Source organism: Acrocarpospora pleiomorpha (assembly GCF_009687885.1).
Lineage (GTDB): Bacteria > Actinomycetota > Actinomycetes > Streptosporangiales > Streptosporangiaceae > Acrocarpospora > Acrocarpospora pleiomorpha.
Genome location: NZ_BLAF01000007.1, coordinates 255,800 through 272,161 on the forward strand (window position 1 = coordinate 255,800; position 16,362 = coordinate 272,161).

At 71.3% G+C, this 16,362-nt stretch carries 12 protein-coding genes and 1 pseudogene; 5 read left to right on the forward strand and 8 right to left on the reverse strand.

The window, feature by feature from the left end; genetic code table 11:
* The 4 genes and pseudogenes from Aple_RS51890 to Aple_RS53120 all read left to right on the forward strand — a co-directional run.
* Positions 1-1,973: pseudogene (locus tag Aple_RS51890) on the forward strand (hypothetical protein); the annotation flags it as partial.
* The gene (locus tag Aple_RS07035; protein ID WP_170321322.1) at positions 1,970-3,526 is read left to right on the forward strand and encodes a sortase; all 1,557 of its coding nucleotides are present in this window, start codon (positions 1,970-1,972) and stop codon (positions 3,524-3,526) included. The pseudogene Aple_RS51890 and the gene Aple_RS07035, both read left to right, overlap by 4 nt.
* 11 nt (positions 3,527-3,537) lie before the next feature.
* Positions 3,538-5,742, forward strand: a complete 2,205-nt coding sequence (locus Aple_RS07040; protein ID WP_155343650.1) for an MATE family efflux transporter — start codon at positions 3,538-3,540, stop codon at positions 5,740-5,742.
* A gap of 2 nt (positions 5,743-5,744) precedes the next feature.
* Positions 5,745-6,383: an acyltransferase gene (locus Aple_RS53120; protein WP_155343651.1), complete on the forward strand. Its 639-nt coding sequence runs from the start codon at positions 5,745-5,747 to the stop codon at positions 6,381-6,383.
* Here Aple_RS53120 and Aple_RS07050 read toward each other — a convergent pair.
* Both Aple_RS07050 and Aple_RS07055 read right to left on the reverse strand, forming a co-directional pair.
* A complete protein-coding gene (locus Aple_RS07050) occupies positions 6,325-7,356 on the reverse strand; it encodes a sulfotransferase family protein (protein WP_155343652.1) in 1,032 nt (343 codons plus the stop codon). The two genes, Aple_RS53120 and Aple_RS07050, sit on opposite strands and share 59 nt — an antisense overlap.
* Positions 7,357-7,435: 79 nt before the next feature.
* A complete protein-coding gene (locus Aple_RS07055; protein ID WP_155343653.1) occupies positions 7,436-8,638 on the reverse strand; it encodes a substrate-binding domain-containing protein in 1,203 nt (400 codons plus the stop codon).
* A gap of 218 nt (positions 8,639-8,856) precedes the next feature.
* On the opposite strand from Aple_RS07055, the gene Aple_RS07060 reads away from it, so the two are divergent.
* Entirely contained in the window at positions 8,857-9,255 is a 399-nt protein-coding gene (locus tag Aple_RS07060; protein ID WP_155343654.1) for a cupredoxin domain-containing protein, read from the forward strand.
* On the opposite strand, the gene Aple_RS07065 is transcribed toward Aple_RS07060, so the two are convergent.
* From Aple_RS07065 to Aple_RS51900, 6 genes are read right to left on the reverse strand one after another with little or no spacing between them, the layout of a single operon-like run.
* Positions 9,252-9,926, reverse strand: coding sequence for a class I SAM-dependent methyltransferase (locus Aple_RS07065; protein ID WP_218038157.1), 675 nt, complete (start codon positions 9,924-9,926; stop codon positions 9,252-9,254). The genes Aple_RS07060 and Aple_RS07065 overlap by 4 nt on opposite strands.
* A complete protein-coding gene (locus tag Aple_RS07070; RefSeq protein ID WP_155343655.1) occupies positions 9,923-11,164 on the reverse strand; it encodes a glycosyltransferase in 1,242 nt (413 codons plus the stop codon). Before Aple_RS07070 ends, Aple_RS07065 begins: the two co-directional genes overlap by 4 nt.
* Positions 11,161-12,591, reverse strand: a complete 1,431-nt coding sequence (locus tag Aple_RS07075) for an O-antigen ligase family protein (protein WP_155343656.1) — start codon at positions 12,589-12,591, stop codon at positions 11,161-11,163. Before Aple_RS07075 ends, Aple_RS07070 begins: the two co-directional genes overlap by 4 nt.
* Entirely contained in the window at positions 12,588-14,009 is a 1,422-nt protein-coding gene (locus Aple_RS07080) for a hypothetical protein (protein ID WP_155343657.1), read from the reverse strand. The genes Aple_RS07075 and Aple_RS07080 overlap by 4 nt, the downstream gene beginning before the upstream one ends.
* The gene (locus tag Aple_RS07085; RefSeq protein ID WP_170321323.1) at positions 14,006-14,938 is read right to left on the reverse strand and encodes a sulfotransferase; all 933 of its coding nucleotides are present in this window, start codon (positions 14,936-14,938) and stop codon (positions 14,006-14,008) included. Before Aple_RS07085 ends, Aple_RS07080 begins: the two co-directional genes overlap by 4 nt.
* Entirely contained in the window at positions 14,929-16,188 is a 1,260-nt protein-coding gene (locus Aple_RS51900; protein WP_170321324.1) for an Ig-like domain-containing protein, read from the reverse strand. The genes Aple_RS07085 and Aple_RS51900 overlap by 10 nt, the downstream gene beginning before the upstream one ends.
* Positions 16,189-16,362: the final 174 nt, after the last annotated feature.

Sequence of the window (16,362 nt, forward strand, 5' to 3'; positions counted from 1 at the left end):
CCCCCCGCCTCGGCGACCCGCTGAGCCTCTCCGGGAGCAGCAACATCGCGGCGGTCATGGAGGCCTGGACCGAGGACGCGCTCCAGCTCCCCCAGCACGTGGACGTCTCGGTCACCCGCTCCACCTCGGATGGAGGCGCGACCAGCCTCTATACGGGTTTCGACAGCGCGTTCGCGCGCGGCGCCGACTTCACCGTCACCAGCGTGCCCTTCGACACGCTCGACACGGAGGCTAGCAAAAAGGCGAGAGAGGCCCTGGCGGGCAAGGTCGCGTACGCGCCGATCTCCCTCACCGCCCTCGCCATCGCCAACAGTGCGGAGTACGCCGGCACGATCGTGCGGGACGCCCGGCTGGACGCCGACACGGTGGCCCGCATGCTCAACGGCGATTCAGGCGAGACCACGACGCATGTGGCCGCCTGGGGCGCGCTCGAGGGAACCCGCCCGACCCTGCTCTCCACCCACAACCGCGGCTGCGAACTCCCGCCCAAGGAGACCGTCAACCGGGGCGTGCGGTTCGGCGCGTCCGGCCAGAACGAGCTGCTCTCCCAGTGGATGGCCGCCAACATCACCTCCGACCTGTACCGCAAGCTCTTCGAGACACCCCCGGGAAGCACCATCCTGACGCCCGTCACCCCCGGATACAGCGGCTACATCTACGGCTGGGAGGCCACCGAGCGCATCGCCAGCCGATACGGCAAGGTCAAGGCGGACCTGGACGCCGAACGCGTGCGCGCCATGACCGGCGGGTTCGGCTATGTCGACATCACCGAGGTGGGCGCGCTAGCCAAGCGGGGGTTCCCGCTTGGCGTGTCGCCGCTGCGCAACGCGGCGGGAACGTACGTGCCGCCGACCGCGGCCTCGATCCTCGCCGGGTTCGGCCTGATGACGGCGAACCCGGACGGCACCCGGACCCCTAAGTTCGACTCCACGAGTGCCACCGGCGCGTACCCGATGCCGATGATTCACTACCTGGCGGTCCCGGCCACCGCCAGCGATGGCACCAACCCGCTGCCCGAGGGCAAACGCCGGGCCGTGGCGGGGTTCATCCGGTATGCGGTGGGGGCCGCGGCCCAGGCGAAGGTGACCGAACTCGGCGGAGCCGAACTGCCCGCCGCGCTCAGGGAACAGGCGCTCGCCATCGCCGAGGACCTGGAAACGGCCACCGACGCGAGCCCTTCGCCGTCGCCCACGTCGACCACGTCCAACACCCCGCCCCCGGCCGGCGACGATGACGACCCCCAGGACGACGGCGACGGCAACGGCGGCAGCAACCCGAACTTCACCGACACCGGCGAACGGCAGGCTCCCGACAACAACGCCGACATCCTCGGCGACCCCCAGCCGACGGTGACCGCACGCGTCACCGTGACCCCGAGCCCGACCAAGCGGCCCTCCTCCTCCAACCGTGGCTCACAGGACGACTCCTCCGGCTCCGGCGGAGGCGGCGGAGGCAACGGTGGCGGCGGCAGTGATGGAGGCGGCAACGGCGGCGGCGGTGGCAACGGCGGCGGTGCGGGCGATGATGATCCGGTCGTGCAAACGCCCGGGGATGTCCCGACCGGCCCCGCGGCCGGCGACCCCGGCGTGAGTGGCGGCCAGCCCTCGCCTTCCGAAGCGCCCGTCAACCTCATCGAGGACGAAGGCTCGGTGCGCGCGGGCACGATCCCGGCGGGCGCGGCCATCATCCCGCTGGGCGTGCTGCTGGTGCTCGGCCTGATCGGAATCATGGTCGGCGGATCATGGCATGGCTACCGGTACTATCAGCTGCTCCAGGCCCGCCGCCAGCCACAACCCCAATCGGGCCCGCAGCCGCAGGGCCGACTACACTTCCAGCCCGCGACGCGCCCCCAGCCCGCACCACAACCCCAGGCGCAGCCGCAGGCCCAGGACCAGCAGCCTCAGGCGCAGCCGCAGGCCCAGACCCACCAGGACCAGACCCAGGCTCCGGGTGGGACAGGCACTCCGGCATGACCGCGAACGATCCTTCGCTGGCGGTCGCCGTCGAGACGGCGGTCCGCACGATCGAACGCCTGGAGGCCAGTGTCGCGCGCGCGGCGAGCGGTGTCGCTCCGCACGAGCACGCCAACGCGCTGGTGATCGCGGGTTCGGCGTCGGTCCTGCTTGGCCAGCTGGAACTCGCCACGCCCCGCGACGACGACGCGCTGCGCGAGCATACGACCGGCCTCCGCGCCCGCTACGACAGCGCGCTGCTCCGTCTGGGCGGTACCGCCCCCGCATCACCGTTTCCGCCGATGACCACGGCGTCCTGGATCCAGGTCGCGCCGGGCCAGTTCGTGATGGCTCCCCCGCAACCGTTCATGCCGTACACGATGACCCAGCCGATGATGGCTCCCCCGATGATGGCCCCGCCCGGCATGACGCAGCCGATGACGGTGCCACCCGGGTGGACACCACCCGACGCGACCCAGCCGACGGCGGCACCACCCGCGATGGCACCACCCGCGATGGCACCGCCGGGAATGGCCCAGCCGGGAATGGCTCCGCCGATGATGGGGCCGACCGGGATGTATCCGCCCGGAATGGCACAGCCGGCCGGGATGTATCCGCCCGGAATGGCGCCACCGATGATGGCGCCGCCTGGGATGTATCCGCCCGCGAAGAAGCGGCGCAAGCTCTCCGAGACCCTCGGCGGCCTCCCCAACGAGATCAAACGCATGGGCAGGGCCGCGATCACCGCGATCACCATCATGGGTGTGCTGCTGCTCGCTTTCTCCTGGTACGCGTCCTGGTTCGGCCACCTCATGTATGAGCGCAACCAGCGCATCATGGTCGACGAGCTCAATGAGGACTTCACCGCCGCCGCCACGATCGCCGCCGCCCCCCAGGCCACCGACAAGGACCTCACCGCCATCCCGCCCCGCGGCAAGCCGATCGCCCTCCTGGAGATCCCGAAACTCGGCCTGAGCGAGGTGGTCGTCCAGGGCACCGGCACCGCCGAACTGCGCGCGGCGGTGGGCCACTACAGACCGGCCCCGATGCCGGGCCAGTCGGGCAACGCCGTCCTGGCGGGGCACCGCAACCTCTACGGCAGCCCGTTCGCCAGGCTCGCCGAGATGGCCCCCGGCGACAAGATCGTGACCACCACCCAGGAAGGGCGGTTCACCTTCACCGTCGAGCTGGTCGAGCAGGCCGGGACGGGACACGACGACTTTCTCGGCCAGGAGACCTTCGTCAACCGGCTGACGCTGCTCACCACCGCCGACAACGGCGGGCAGGGCGGCAGGCTGGCCGTGGTCTCCCGGCTGGACGGCCAGCCCGCCTCGCTCAAGACCGTGGACCCCAATCAGCCCAAGGAGGACGAGCTCGGGCTCGGGCGGGACACCAGCGCCTGGTGGCCCGCGCTCGGCTGGGGCGCGGCGCTGTTCGCGCTGCTCGCGGGAACGATCCAGCTCTATCGACGGTGGCGGCGGACCTCCGCCTACCTGATCACGACCCCGCCGCTGCTGGCCGTCGGACTGCTCTGGTTCGAGGCGCTGGCCCGGCTGATCCCCTCGACGTACTGAGACGCCCGGATATGGCGAAAAATGGGCTGAAGTCGCTGGCGGGGTTCGCCGACCAGGCCGTCGCGAGCGCCACCAACGTCGCGCTGACCGTGGTGGTGGCGCGCGAGGTGGATCCGTGGACGCTGGGGGCGTTCGCGGTGGCGTACACGCTGTATCTGGTCGCGGTGGGATTCTCGCGGGCGGTGGCCAGCGAGCCGCTGCTGGTCAGGTTCAGCCACGTGCCCGCCGACCGGCACCGGGAGGGCGCGCGCGGGTCCACCGGGGTGGCGATCATCATCGGCGTGCTGGGCGGCCTGGGCATGGTGGCCGTGGCGCTCCTGGTCGGCGGAGCGATCGCGGACGCGGTAGTGCCGCTCGGGTTGTTCCTGCCCGCGCTGCTGCTGAAGGACGCCTGGCGGTTCGTGTTCCTCGCGGCGGGACGGCCAGGACAGGCCATCGTCAACGACCTGGTGTGGGCGCTCGCGCAGGTGGTGTGCGTGGGCGGGGTGATGGTGTCCGGTGAGCCTGGCGTCGGGTGGTTCGTGGCCGCCTGGGGGGCGTCGGCGGTGGTGGCGTGCGTGGCGGGAGCCGTACAGGCCCGTCTGGCGCCGTCGCCGTGGCGGGCCGGACGGTGGCTGCGGGAGCACCGGGACCTGCTGCCCAGCTACACGGTCGACTTCGTGGCCCGGGCGGGCGGGCGGAACCTGACCCTGCTGGCGGTCGGCTGGGTGGGCGGGCTGCCCGCGCTGGCCGCGATCCGGGCGGCCGAGGTGCTCTTCGGCGGGCTGAACGTGGTGCTGCAGGCCGGCTACCTGGTCGCGATCCCGCAGGCGGTCGGCGCGTTCCGCAAGTCGACGGCGGCGCTGCGGACGGCGGTGTTCGCCCAGTCGGGGCTGCTGGTGCTGCTCTCCCTCGCCTACTCCGCGGTCATCCTGCTCATCCCGGACGCCTGGGGCCGCGCCCTGGTCGGGCAGACCTGGTCCATCGCCGAGGAGGTGCTGCTCGCGCAGGCGCTGCTCTACACCGGCATCGCCGCGATCACCGGGCCTGTGGTCGGCCTGCGCGCGCTCGGCGACGCCCGGCGCAGCGCCGGCGTGCGGCTGATGCTGGTGCCGCTCTACATCGTTTCCAGCGTGGCGGGGGCCTCCCTGGCGGGGGCGGCGGGCGCCGTCCTCGGCCTGGGCCTCGCCCACCTCGCCGGGCTGATCCTGTGGATCGCCCAGTTCCGGACCCTGCTCCACATCCCACCCTCTCTCCAAGGAACCCCCATGGAACTCAACGAGTACGGCCGGCGGCATCGCGGGATCCTCGCGCCGCTCCTCCTGGTGCCGCTGGTCGCCGCGGGCGCCGGCCTGGGCTGGGCGGCCATCCAGCCGGCCACCTACCGGCACGTCACCGAGCTGCAGATCCCCGCGCCCTCCGACACGGCCAGCGCGGCCACCGCCGAGCAGAGCGTGGCCACCTTCCGCAGCCTGATCAGCTCGCCGTCGGTGGTCAACGCGGTCGCCCGCGACACCGGCGTGGACGTGGCCCTCATCCGGGCCGGTCTCACCACGGAGCGGCCGTCGGAGGAGAAGGAGCGCGGCAACGTGGTCCAGGTCGTGTTCACCGGCGACGACCCGAAGACCGCCCCGCGAGTGACCAGCGTGGCCGCCGTCACCGCCGCCAACGAGTTGCTCGGCCCCAACATCGAGCGGGCCCGCAGCAACGTCGAGGGCGCGCAAGCCGCCGCCGACGAGCGGGCCAAGGCGGTCTCGGACGCGATGGCCACCAACGGCCTGGTGCCCGACCGCTACCGGGTGCTGCTCGGCGAGATCACCCGGCTGAAGACCGAGCTGATCGCCCCGTCCGGCAACCGCAGGCGCGGCGTGATCGCCCGGGCGCTGCGCGAGCGGGAGGCCGAGCAGAAGTCCATCGCCGGGCAGGTCGTGCCGTTCATGATGCTGCAGAACCGGGCCGACCAGGCCAACCGCTCGCTCATCGACACCACCACCAAGCTCCGCGAGGTGGAGGCGCGGCTGTCCCAGGCGCGCGCCTCGATCGTGCCGCTGACCGGCGAGGCCGAGGCGATCGCCAAGTCCCCGATCATGATCCGCGCCGCCGCCATGGGCGCGGGCATCGGGGTGCTGCTGGCCATCGTCGCCCTCGGCCTGCGCGAACTGCTGCGGCCGACGCGCCGGGGCCGGGGGGACGAGCTGGTGCCCACGCCCTCCCACCAGCTGCCCGAGCGGGTCTGAGCATGTATCTGGCGCTGGTGCGGGGTTGGTACCGGGCCTGGCGTCTGGCCGGCATCGGCTGCTGGACGCTGCTGTTCCGGGTGCGGTACGCGCCGTTCGTGCGCATGCATCCGACCAGCAGCGTCTGGGGTCCGGTCAAGCTGCGGCCGTTCTGGTTCAAGGACGGCCGCACGCGCACCGACATGCTCAGGGTCGAGCTCGGCCCGCGCGCCCACCTGGAGGGGTCGGTGATCGTCCAGGGGGGCGGGCGGTTCGTCCTGGGCGCGAACTCCTTCGTCGGGAGCCTGTCGGTGATCGGCGTCAACGACTCGGTGGTGGTGGGCGCGAACGTGATGATCGCGCAGGCGGTGTCCATCCGGGACACCGACCACCGGGCCGCGGACGCGGGCGCGCCCATGATCGGGCAGGGCATCGAGACGGCGGGGGTCGTCATCGAGGACGACGTGTGGATCGGCCACGGGGTGACCGTGCTGCGCGGGGTGCGGGTCGGGCGCGGGGCGATCGTCGCCGCCGGGGCGGTGGTCACCCGGGACGTGCCGCCGGACACCGTGGTGGGCGGGGTGCCCGCGAAGGTGCTGCGGGTCAGAGCGGATAGCCCCGCGCTTCCAGATGCGTACGGAGCGAGCCGGTCAGCAGGCTGAGCTGGGCGGCGGTGAGGTCACGCTGATAGGCGGCCGCACGGGAGCCGGTGAAGGAGTGGCGGGCGAAGCCGCGCTCGAAGGCGGGCGTCCAGGGCAGGCCGAGGAAGTCGAGCATGACCTCGAAGTGTTTCCTGGGGTTGTCCAGCACGTCCTCGTACCGGATTTCCAGCCAGTCGCCCGATCTGGCCTGATCGTAGGCGTCCATGAGGAGCTTCCACGCCAGGCCGGCCAGCAGGACCTGCGAGCGTCCTGAGGTCTCCCACTCCTGGGCGTACGCGGCGGGCAGCGGGCCGAAGTGCCAGCCGGACGGGCCGAGATGGCCGCGCCACCAGGGCATCTGGAGGAAGGAGTTGGCCACGGCCCGGCCGTCCCTGACGATGTGCACGACCTTGGCGGCGGGGAAGACCTCCCGCAGCAGTCCGGTACGCGGCCAGCCGGTGAACTTGTGCAGGTAATGGGGGCTGCCCTCGGCTTCGGCGCGGCCGTCGAAGAACGCGCGGAGACGCGCGGCCAGCCACGGGGTGACATCCTCGCCGCGCAGGTCCCGCTCGGGGTCCACGAGCAGCGGGCCGACCTCCCTGGCCAGCGCCCGGTATCCCTCGGAAGGGGCGAACCGCGGCCGCCCCTTGGCGTTGAGCCACGGTGGCGTCCTGCGGTAGATCATGCCGCTGCGGCGGCGGATCGCGGCGGGGCAGCGGGCGTACTTGTCGTCCAGGTTGGAGATGAAGCCGACGTCGGGATGCCTGGCCAGCGCCCGGTATCCCTCGGAAGGGGCGAACCGCGGCCGCCCCTTGGCGTTGAGCCACGGTGGCGTCCTGCGGTAGATCATGCCGCTGCGGCGGCGGATCGCGGCGGGGCAGCGGGCGTACTTGTCGTCCAGGTTGGAGATGAAGCCGACGTCGGGATGCCTGGCCAGCACCTCGTGCACCAGGGTGGAGCCGCACCGGCCGGTGCCCACCACGAAGCTCAGCATCCGAGGATCCTCCTGAACAAATGGGGCAGCCGGACCCGGCGAGCCCGCCGGGTCCGGCTTGGGGATATGGCTTAGTTGATTAGTTGAAGTTCACGAAGTTGCACTTGTTGCCGGTCGCGTTGACCTTCACGAAGCCCGCGTCCGTGATGACCTTGTCGATCGCGAGGCCCCAGTTGCGGTCCACGTTGGCGTTCGGGAGGCCGGGGTTGGTGTCGCCGACCTTCTTGCTGTGCGCGGCGTTCGGCTTGCAGATCCAGCCGTTCTCGCCGATGTAGCCCTCGATCCAGCCGGGGCCGCCACGACGGTAGACGTTGTACAGGGTGCGGTTGTACTGGTAGGTGCTGTTCTGGATGGTGGTCGGCGTGGCGGCGATGCCACCGACGCTGATCAGGTCCGTGGCGGCGTCGGTGCAGTTGGCGGCACCGGTGCTGTACTTGCCGAACGACAGCGGCCAGATCGAGGCGCCCCGGTCGGTGGCACCCAGGTTGTTGATCTCAGTGCAGTCGTTCTCGAACAGGACCTGGCCACCGGTGGCCGCGACGCAGGCGTTCGCGTCGCCGCCGAGGAAGGAGGTGATGGTGGCGTAGGTGCCGGAGCTGGTCTGGATGCCGTGCACCTTGATCTGGGTGCCGGGGGTGCCACCGAAGTCGCCCCAGTCCTCGGCGCAACCGTCGCCCGACACGTCCCGGAAGATCTCCTGGAGCTGCGCGTGGGTCAGGTTGGTCACCGGGCCGGAGGCGCCGCCGAGCCACTTGGCGATGGCGATGGCGTCCTTGGCCCAGCCCACGTAGCGGAGCTGGTCACCGGTGTTGCAGGTGGAGGGGATGCTGCTGACCGAGGAGGAGGAACGCGCGTAGCTGATCGGCGAGACGCCGGCCGGCAGGCCCCCGGTCGGGCCGTCGTTCTGCTGGCACAGCTGGCGCAGGCCGGCGCCGGACCCCTGCGGGAACTGGCTCAGGCCAACCTCGTGGTCGTAGTTCTCGGTCAGCACGGTGGTGGGCAGGTCGGCCAGGCAGGTGTACTGCGGCGTGTTGGGAGGCAGCACGAGCTCACAACCGGGCGAACCGTTGAACGCCGCGTCCATGGCCTGCATGGCGAAGTAGGTGGTGTCGGAACCGCTGCCCCGGATAACGCTGTTCATCTTGCCGTCAGCGAAGTCGGGAAGCGCCCAGGCCGGGGTGGCGAGCGCCGACACGGTGACCGCGGCCACGGCGACGGCACCCAGACGCCGCGCCAGACGGCGCAGCCGCCCTGGGGTAGCTGACTGGATTTCGGTGGACATGGGAACCCTCTATCCTCTCGGGCCTTACTGACCCTGGCGATATTGCCAGCGATCCGCCCGCCGCCAACAAACCCGGAACGACGGAAAGGGAAACGAATACCCTGCTTTCAGGCGACATTTCGGGACAACGGGCTGGTTGTTTATCTTCCTCGATCGTTTACCTTTATGGCATTTCACGTCGGCCCCACATGCATCTGCGGTATGGACACTGCCATGCCATGAGAAAGCTCTGGGTCATCGGTACGGCTCTCGCCGTCGCGACCGCATGCTCCGCCACGCCCGCGCCTGTCGCCACGACCGCTGCCACGACCACCGCCCCGGCCCCCGACCCGGCGAACACCGGCGCCGCCTTCGGCCACGAGGTGCGGATAACCAGCACCGGAGCCGTGCCGAAGCTGCTCGTGTCCGGCGTCGGCGAGGCAGTCGCATGGCGGAACGACTCCAGCGGCGAGGTGACGATACGGCTGATCGACGGCACCCCGCCGTCGGACGCGCTGAAGCCCGGCGAGGTATTCAGCCACACGTTCACGACGGCCGGGACTTTCGCCTACATGCTGGGCACGGAAAAGGACCCCGCCGGCGCCGTCGAGGTTCTTCCGCACGAGCCGGCGAGTTAAGAACGCACGGCGATGAGTGATTTCCGCAGCCCGAAGAGGCGCTCGGAGAGATGCTCGGAGCCGGGGAAGTAATAACGCATCAGAGTGCGGGTCATCAGCTCGATCTCCAGCACCTTCGGCAGCGCCTCCGCCCGGGTCCTCGGCCGCACGCCCCACGACAGCGGCCACCGGGCGGCGACCGCGGTCTGAACGGGAACCGGCAGGAACTGGAACATCGGGAACAGCCAGTGCGGTTCCAGCGGGAAGTACTGGTACGGCGCCTGCACCCAGTGCCGCTCCGACAGCCCGTGCACGCTGTCGGCGAACCGGCGGCGCATCTCGTGGCCGCCCACGTGCTCGATCACCGAGTTGGAGAAGACCAGGTCGAACCGGCGGCCGGCCAGGTTCGACGGCAGGTCGCAGGCGTCGCCGAGCTGGACGGTGATCCAGTCGGGCGCCTCGTCGACCGGCGGTTCGAGGTTGAGCAGGTGCACGTGGGCCGGTCGGGCGGGGGCCCGGGTCCAGGTGCGTACCGAACCGCCGAGGTCGATCACCTCCATGTCGGGCAGGTCGGGGAAACGTTCGAGCAGCAGGTGGAACCGGCGGGTCCGCAGCTTGGTGTTGACCGAGTCGGGCCGGCCGATGAAGCGCTGCCGGATCCGTCGCCCGAGGTCCTGGTCGGTGGTGGTCATTTCGCCTTCCTGGTCATGCGGGCCGCCTCGGCGTAGAACTCGCGCAGGCGGTTGGTGTGGCCTTCCGCCCCGAACCTGCGGATGGCCAGGGCGCGCGCGGCCTGGCCCATCGCGAACGCGCCCATCGGGTCGCGGATCAGGGCCAGCGCGGCGGAGGCCAGTTCCATGGGCACGTCGGCGGCGATCAGGCGGCCGGTCGCGCCGTCGGTGACCAGTTCGGGGATGCCGCCCATGGCGGTGCCGATCACCGGGACCCCGCAGGAGAACGCCTCCAGGATCGTCATCGGCTGGTTCTCGTACCAGCGCGACGGCATCACCAGCGCGGTCGCCGAGCGCATCAGGTCCACGACCTCCTCGCGCGGCAGCCGCCCAAGGAAGGTGACCCGGCCGGGGGCGACCTGCTCGGCCAGGGTTTCCAGCGCCTCGCGTTCGGGGCCGTCCCCGGCGATGACCAGGCGGCCTTGCGCGCCGAGCAGGCCAACCGCGCGGATGGCGGTGTCCACGCCCTTGCCCTGGTGCAGGCGCCCGACGAAGACGAGCGGCCCGCCCGGCTCGGTCTTGGCCGGGATCGAGGTGGGGTCGCCGAAGTTGTCCAGCACCTGGAGCCGGTCGGCGTAGATCCCGGCCCTGGTCAGCTGGCCGGCCAGGAACTTGCTGGGGCTGATGAAGACGCTGACCGAGTCGTACGCGCCGAACCTGCGGTGCAGCCAGGTCTCGGTGGCGACGGCGAGGCTGGCGGCCAGCGAGTTGTCCTTGCAGCGGCGGCGGATGGGCTCGCCGAGGCCGCCGTCCACGCAGGCGGTGCAGATCTGGCCGTGGTCGAGGAAGGAGTAGGACGGGCAGGCCAGCTTGTAGTCGTGCAGCGTCATGACCGTCGGCACCCCGGCGTCGCGCAGCGCGGCCACCACCGAGGGCGAGAGCTGGTGGTAGATGTTGTGCAGGTGGGCGACATCCGGCTGGAACTCCTGGATCAGCCGGGCGATGCCCCGCCGCGCGCTGGTCGACCACATCATGCGCCCGACCCCGCGAACCTGGGCGATCGGCCCCCGCGACCCCGGCGTCATGTCAATAAATTTCGGGAAATGCTGGTCGTAGCCGGTGGGCAGGTTCTCGGGGTGGGACATGCCGAAGAACGCCACCTGGTCGCCCCGCCTGGCCTGCAGCTCGGCCAGATCCAGCATGTACGACTCCGCCCCGCCCCGGCGGTACAGGAACTTGTTGACGTGCAGGATCCTCATCTGGCCGACTCCGCTCCGAGCCGCGGGGAAGCGGTGCCGCCAAGCCGTGGCGCGGCGGTGCCAAGGCGCAGGGCGATCCCGGCGAACACCGCGAAGTACCACATGACCACGACGGACGTCATCGCGTTGTCGGAGATCGCGGAGACCAGCAGCGCGGCCACGCACCCGGCGAACGCCACCGCGCACCCCCGCTCAAGACCGCGACCAGGCCCGGTGTTCCGCAGCGCGAGATAGGCGGTGATCACCAGCGCGGCCAGCAGCCCCAGGTAGGTGACCAGGCCGAGCAGCCCGCTCTCCACCAGTGCTCGCAGGTAGTCGTTGTGCACCTCTTTGTAGATGAGCAGCCGCGTCGTCCCCAGCCCGGTGCCGGTGACCGGATTGAGCCCGAGCAGCTCCAGCGCCTGGCTCCAGTGGTCGAACCGCCAGACCAGCGAGTTGGCCTCGAGCCCGCCCTCGGTCCGGGTCTCGGCGAGGTCGGCGAACCGGTCCACCACGGCGGGCACCGCGACCACGATCGCCACCACCAGCGCGCCGAGCCCGAGCAGCAGCCGCCGGTTCTGCAGCAGCCCGACCACCACCAGGCCGGCCAGCCCCGCGATCATGGCCCCGCGCGCGCCGCTGCCCAGCAGCGCGATCCCGGTCAGCGCCAGCACGGCGCCGATCCCGATCTTCGCGCGGTTCCCGACGTGCGGGAAGAGCGCCACCCCGGCGACGATCAGCACGTGGCAGAACATGCCGAGCGCGTTGGGATGCCAGAAGGTGCCGTGCGGCCGGAGCGAGCCGTTCAGTTCCACCAGGCCCTCGCCGGTCAACAGCTGCTGGACGGTGACCAGGGAGGGCAGCACGGCGGCGGCGAAGACTGCGATCATCAGCTGGGGTGTCCGGGCTGGATCCTGGGCGACCAGCCGCTCCACCACGAAGATCATGACGAGCACGGCGCCGATCCGGACCACCTCCCCGGCGCTGGTGCCGAAATACAGCGACCCCACCATGCTCAGCACGCAGGCCACCAGGAAGAGGCTGGCCGCCACCGGCAGGAATCGCCGGGGCGCGCCTTCAGTCCTGCGCCCTTGCGCGACCAGCCAGGCCAGCCCGGCGACGATGAACAGCGCGCCCAGCATCGAGGAAGGGTCGAGCCAGCTGGCCGCCGTCTCACCGCCGCCCGACGGGCTGATGGATCCGGCCAGCTTGGTGGCGTCGAGGCTGGCCCGCACCCCGAGCACGATCAGGACGAAGACAAAGAACCTGGTCAGCGCGATGACGCCGAGGGCGAGGCTGAGCGCGACGGCGACCGGGATGACCACGGTCCCCCGCGGCTCCCCCAGGGCGAACGCGATCCCGCTGTAGGCGGCCAGCACCGCCGCCACGGCGAAGGCGGCGATCCAGACGGCGCCTTCGCGTGCGGGTCGGGCCAGGGTGTGACTCATGGGGACTCCAGCCACCGCTTGGCGCGGTCGAACGGGGTGGACAGGGTGACGAGCAGCGGTTCTGGGCCCACTTGGAGCGGTCCCGAACCCCAGATCCTGGGCTCCCCCGAGGGCAGGTCGACGACTTCGGCCGCGCCCACCGGCTCGCCGAACGCGAGCGGCACCACGGCGCCGTCGGCGCTCCAAACGACGAAAGCGGTGCGGTTGCCCAGGTCGACCGCGCCGCCGGTCACGCCCGGCTTGCCGAGCGGCTGCCACTGGCCCGTGGCCGTGTGCTGCCTGAGCTGGTCGAACACGGTCTTGGCCGGGCGTGGCCTGTCGTCGGCGCCGTACAGGCCGCGCCAGGTCTCGTTGGCGGCGATCGCGTTGGGGCGGTAGTAGAGCGGCAGGTAGACGACCCTGCGCACCCCGGCCGCCAGCAGGGTGACGACCAGCTTGGCCGTCTCCGTGCCGTGCGCCTTCTCGTCGTAGTCAGGGCCCGGCCAGAACGTGCCGACCTCCCACGCCTCCACCGTGGTGGTGGCGGGCAGGTTGCGTTTGACGTAGTCGAGGATCTCCGGCAGCAGCGCCCACGGGTCGTAGTAGTGCAGCTGGTAGACGTCGAAGACGCCGTTCTCGTCGAGGTCGCGCACGGCCTGGTGGGCGGCGACGGCGCGCCGCCCGGCCGGGGACTCGAAGGCGGCGCGCAGGGCGGGGGTGTCGGCGGCCGGGGGGAACCGTCCGGCGCCCCGCCTGGCGTAGTAGGCGGCGTAGATCCGCAGCGCGTCGTCGGGGCGGGTGCGGAGGTCGTAGTCGTGCGCCACCGCGATGCCGTAGCTGGAGCTGGACAGGCCGGGGTCGGCGACGACCGCGGTGGGGTCCGCGCGCCGGACGGCCTCCGCGCCCGCGCGGCCGACCGCGCCGTAAGTGGCCGGGTCGTCCGCCCAGAAGTTCGCGGCGTCGATCTCGTTCTCGATCGCGTACTGGTGTACGCCCATGGCGGCGTACCGCCGGACCAGATCCTCGACGAACGCCTGGTAGGCGGCGATGTCAGAGGGAGGGCGGGAGGCGGCGGCGCGCGGTTTGGGGTCGGCGGGGTCGCCGGTGGCCCAGCAGGTGCCGATCCTGATCCTGAGCATCACGTGGTAGCGGACCGCGAGCAGGCCGGTGACCACGCGGTCGTCCAGCGACCACTCCTTGGCGCCCTGCTCCGGTTCGACCGCGCACCAGACGATGTCGTGGAAGGTGGCGCCGCCCGCGTACGCGCCGATGTCGGCGTCGTACCTGGGCGGATGCTGGTAGCCGTCCCATTTGAGGCCGAACGGGTTGCTCGCGGCGGCGGCCGGAGCGGTGGGCGCCGGAGTGGGTGGTTCCGGCGGCGTCGAGCAGGCTGTCACCAGTAGCAGGGCGAGCGCGAGCGCGGTGAGCGCGCGGTTCACCGGGTCCTCCCGTAGCCGTAGCGGTCGCGGAGCGGGTAGGTCGCGCATTCCACCAGCACCCGCTTGGCGGGGGGCAGCGCGTTGGACCATTCGGAGTCCAGGCGGAGCTCGATCTCGCCCGAATGGTGGCGGCCGACGTTGCCGGCCACGGTGTGGGTGGGGCTCATCTTGACCGTCGAGTCGCCGATCAGCGGCAGGTCGGGGTCGGTGATCCCGGCCAGGCCGGCGGCGGCGCGCAGCCAGCGGGCCGGGTCCTGGATGAGGTCCTCGTAGCGGACCAGCAGGTAGCGGCCGGGCTCGCCGGCCCAGCTGCCCATGGCCGCCAGGTTGCCCAGATTCCACATGGCCGCCGTGGTCAGCACCGGGCGGGTGCGCATGGTGTCGGCGCCGGTGCCCGCTTTGCGGCGCAGCCACGACCAGGCCACGGCTCTCGGGTCGCGGACGAGGTGGATCACGCGGAGCTGGACGCCGGGGAGGTCGTCGAGGAGCCTGCCGTACGCGACGGGTTTGGTGGAGTCGACGACGACGCGGCGGCCGGAGACGGACGCGGCGGCGCGGATGAGCCGGGCGAGGATCGCCCGGTATTCGGAGGGTTCCTCCTGAAGGCGGCCGCGTAACCAGAGAGAGGCCACGTCGCGGCCCCGGGAGGTGGCGCGGTGGAAGCGCGCCAGGCGTTCCACCTCCTCCTCGCCGGGGCCGTCCGGGCCGAAGACCTCCTGGAGGATCCGCCGCCAGACCGGGCAGGTCCTGACCTGGGCGCCACAGCCGCACCTGCCGTCCTGGCGCAGGCCGCGGTCCCACAGGTAGCCGAGCTCGCCGACGTCGAAGCAGTCGCCGAGCTGGCCGAGCAGGCTGCCGAACAGGGTGCTGCCGCTGCGCCCGGCTCCGGCGATGTGCAGGACGATGACCGGATCAGGGGTTACGCGCACACCCACTGCCACCTCGATCGGTGGAAGACCCAATCGCACTTCGGCTTGGGTTTGTACGTCAGGGTGGGCTTCGGGGTCGGCTTCGAGGTCGGCCGGTACGTCGGCGTCGGGCTCGGGGTCGGCCGCGGCGACGGGCTCGGCGACGGGCTCGGGGGCGCCACGGCGGTGATCAGCCGGTACGGCTTGTCCTGGTCGACCAGACCGACCCGGTCGATCGCGGCGATCTGCACCACGAAAGCGCCCAGGGCGGGCGGGCGGAAGGCGTACGACCAGGAGGTCGTGGGAGAACCGGAGCGGTCCACCGGGATTTGCACCCGGGCGAACGCGCCCCAGGATCCGTCCGGCCGCAGCCATGAGCGGGTGGCCTGGTCCTGGATGGCCAGCCAGAGGCCGGTCACGCCGTAGTCGTCGGTGGCGCTGCCGCTCAGGGTGACCGGCGTGTTCAGCGGCGTGCTCGCGCTGATCCCGGCGGGCGCGGCGATCACGGTGTGCGGCGGGGTGTTGTCGACGTTGATCCGCCGGAACGGGATGGACGCGTCGGGGTTGCCCGCCTTGTCCAGCACCACGACCTGCAGCGAGAACTGGCCGGCGCGTGGCGGCGTCCAGGTGAACTGCCAGTTGGCGGTCTTCTCGCCCGTCGAGGTGAGCTGGGTCGGATAGCGGTGGTAGTCGCCGAAGGTGCCGTCCGGCCGGTACCACTGGCCGGTGGTGCGGTCGCTCACGGCGAAGCCGACATCACCGATCTTCCGGTCGTCGGAGGCCCAGCCGCTGAAGGTGAGCGGGCGGACGCCGTAGACCTCGTCGTTGATGGGCGGCTGCGTGAAGTCGGCGTCGGGCGCGACGTTGTCGACCGTGAACGAGCGCCAGGTGGAGGAGATCGCACCGTCGGCGTCCTTGGCGAAGACGGTCACGCCGTACTCGCCCGCGGCCAGGGCCGTCCAGTCGTAGGCCCAGGTCGCGGAGGCGCCCGGGGTGATCGTCACCGGGACCCGGGCGAACGCGCCCCAGGTGCCGTCCGGGCGCCACCACAGCAGGGTGGACCGGTCCTGGATGCCGAGCCAGAGCTCGGTGACGCCGACGTCGTCGGTGGCCGTGCCGCGCAGCGCGACCGGGCCGGGTTTCACGGAGGCTCCCGTGACCGGCTCGCTCATCACCACGGCCGGCGCCGCCGCGACGGCGGGCTGAGGCAAGAGAACCGACGCCAGCAGAAGCCCGGTGGCGACGAGAGGGGTTGTCGTGGACGGTTTCATCAGACCCCCGCCAGGTCATCAAATATTGGCATATCCGAGTAGTGAGATATTTATACCGGCGGATTACCTTATGAATCAGTGTGCTTAGTCCTAACGCGGTCGCTCCCGAGGATGAATTCCAGGTAAACGAATGGGTGTTCGGCCAGGGAGCGGGACGACGAGGCCAACCGGTGG

Excerpts from the sequence above, each read along its gene's own strand:
- Aple_RS07035 (WP_170321322.1), top strand. The coding sequence starts at position 1,970 with ATGACCGCGAACGATCCTTCGCTGGCGGTCGCCGTCGAGACGGCGGTC.
- Aple_RS07040 (WP_155343650.1), top strand. The coding sequence starts at position 3,538 with ATGGCGAAAAATGGGCTGAAGTCGCTGGCGGGGTTCGCCGACCAGGCC.
- Aple_RS53120 (WP_155343651.1), top strand. The coding sequence starts at position 5,745 with ATGTATCTGGCGCTGGTGCGGGGTTGGTACCGGGCCTGGCGTCTGGCC.
- Aple_RS07050 (WP_155343652.1), bottom strand. The coding sequence starts at position 7,356 with ATGCTGAGCTTCGTGGTGGGCACCGGCCGGTGCGGCTCCACCCTGGTG.
- Aple_RS07055 (WP_155343653.1), bottom strand. The coding sequence starts at position 8,638 with ATGTCCACCGAAATCCAGTCAGCTACCCCAGGGCGGCTGCGCCGTCTG.
- Aple_RS07060 (WP_155343654.1), top strand. The coding sequence starts at position 8,857 with ATGAGAAAGCTCTGGGTCATCGGTACGGCTCTCGCCGTCGCGACCGCA.
- Aple_RS07065 (WP_218038157.1), bottom strand. The coding sequence starts at position 9,926 with ATGACCACCACCGACCAGGACCTCGGGCGACGGATCCGGCAGCGCTTC.
- Aple_RS07070 (WP_155343655.1), bottom strand. The coding sequence starts at position 11,164 with ATGAGGATCCTGCACGTCAACAAGTTCCTGTACCGCCGGGGCGGGGCG.
- Aple_RS07075 (WP_155343656.1), bottom strand. The coding sequence starts at position 12,591 with ATGAGTCACACCCTGGCCCGACCCGCACGCGAAGGCGCCGTCTGGATC.
- Aple_RS51900 (WP_170321324.1), bottom strand. The coding sequence starts at position 16,188 with ATGAAACCGTCCACGACAACCCCTCTCGTCGCCACCGGGCTTCTGCTG.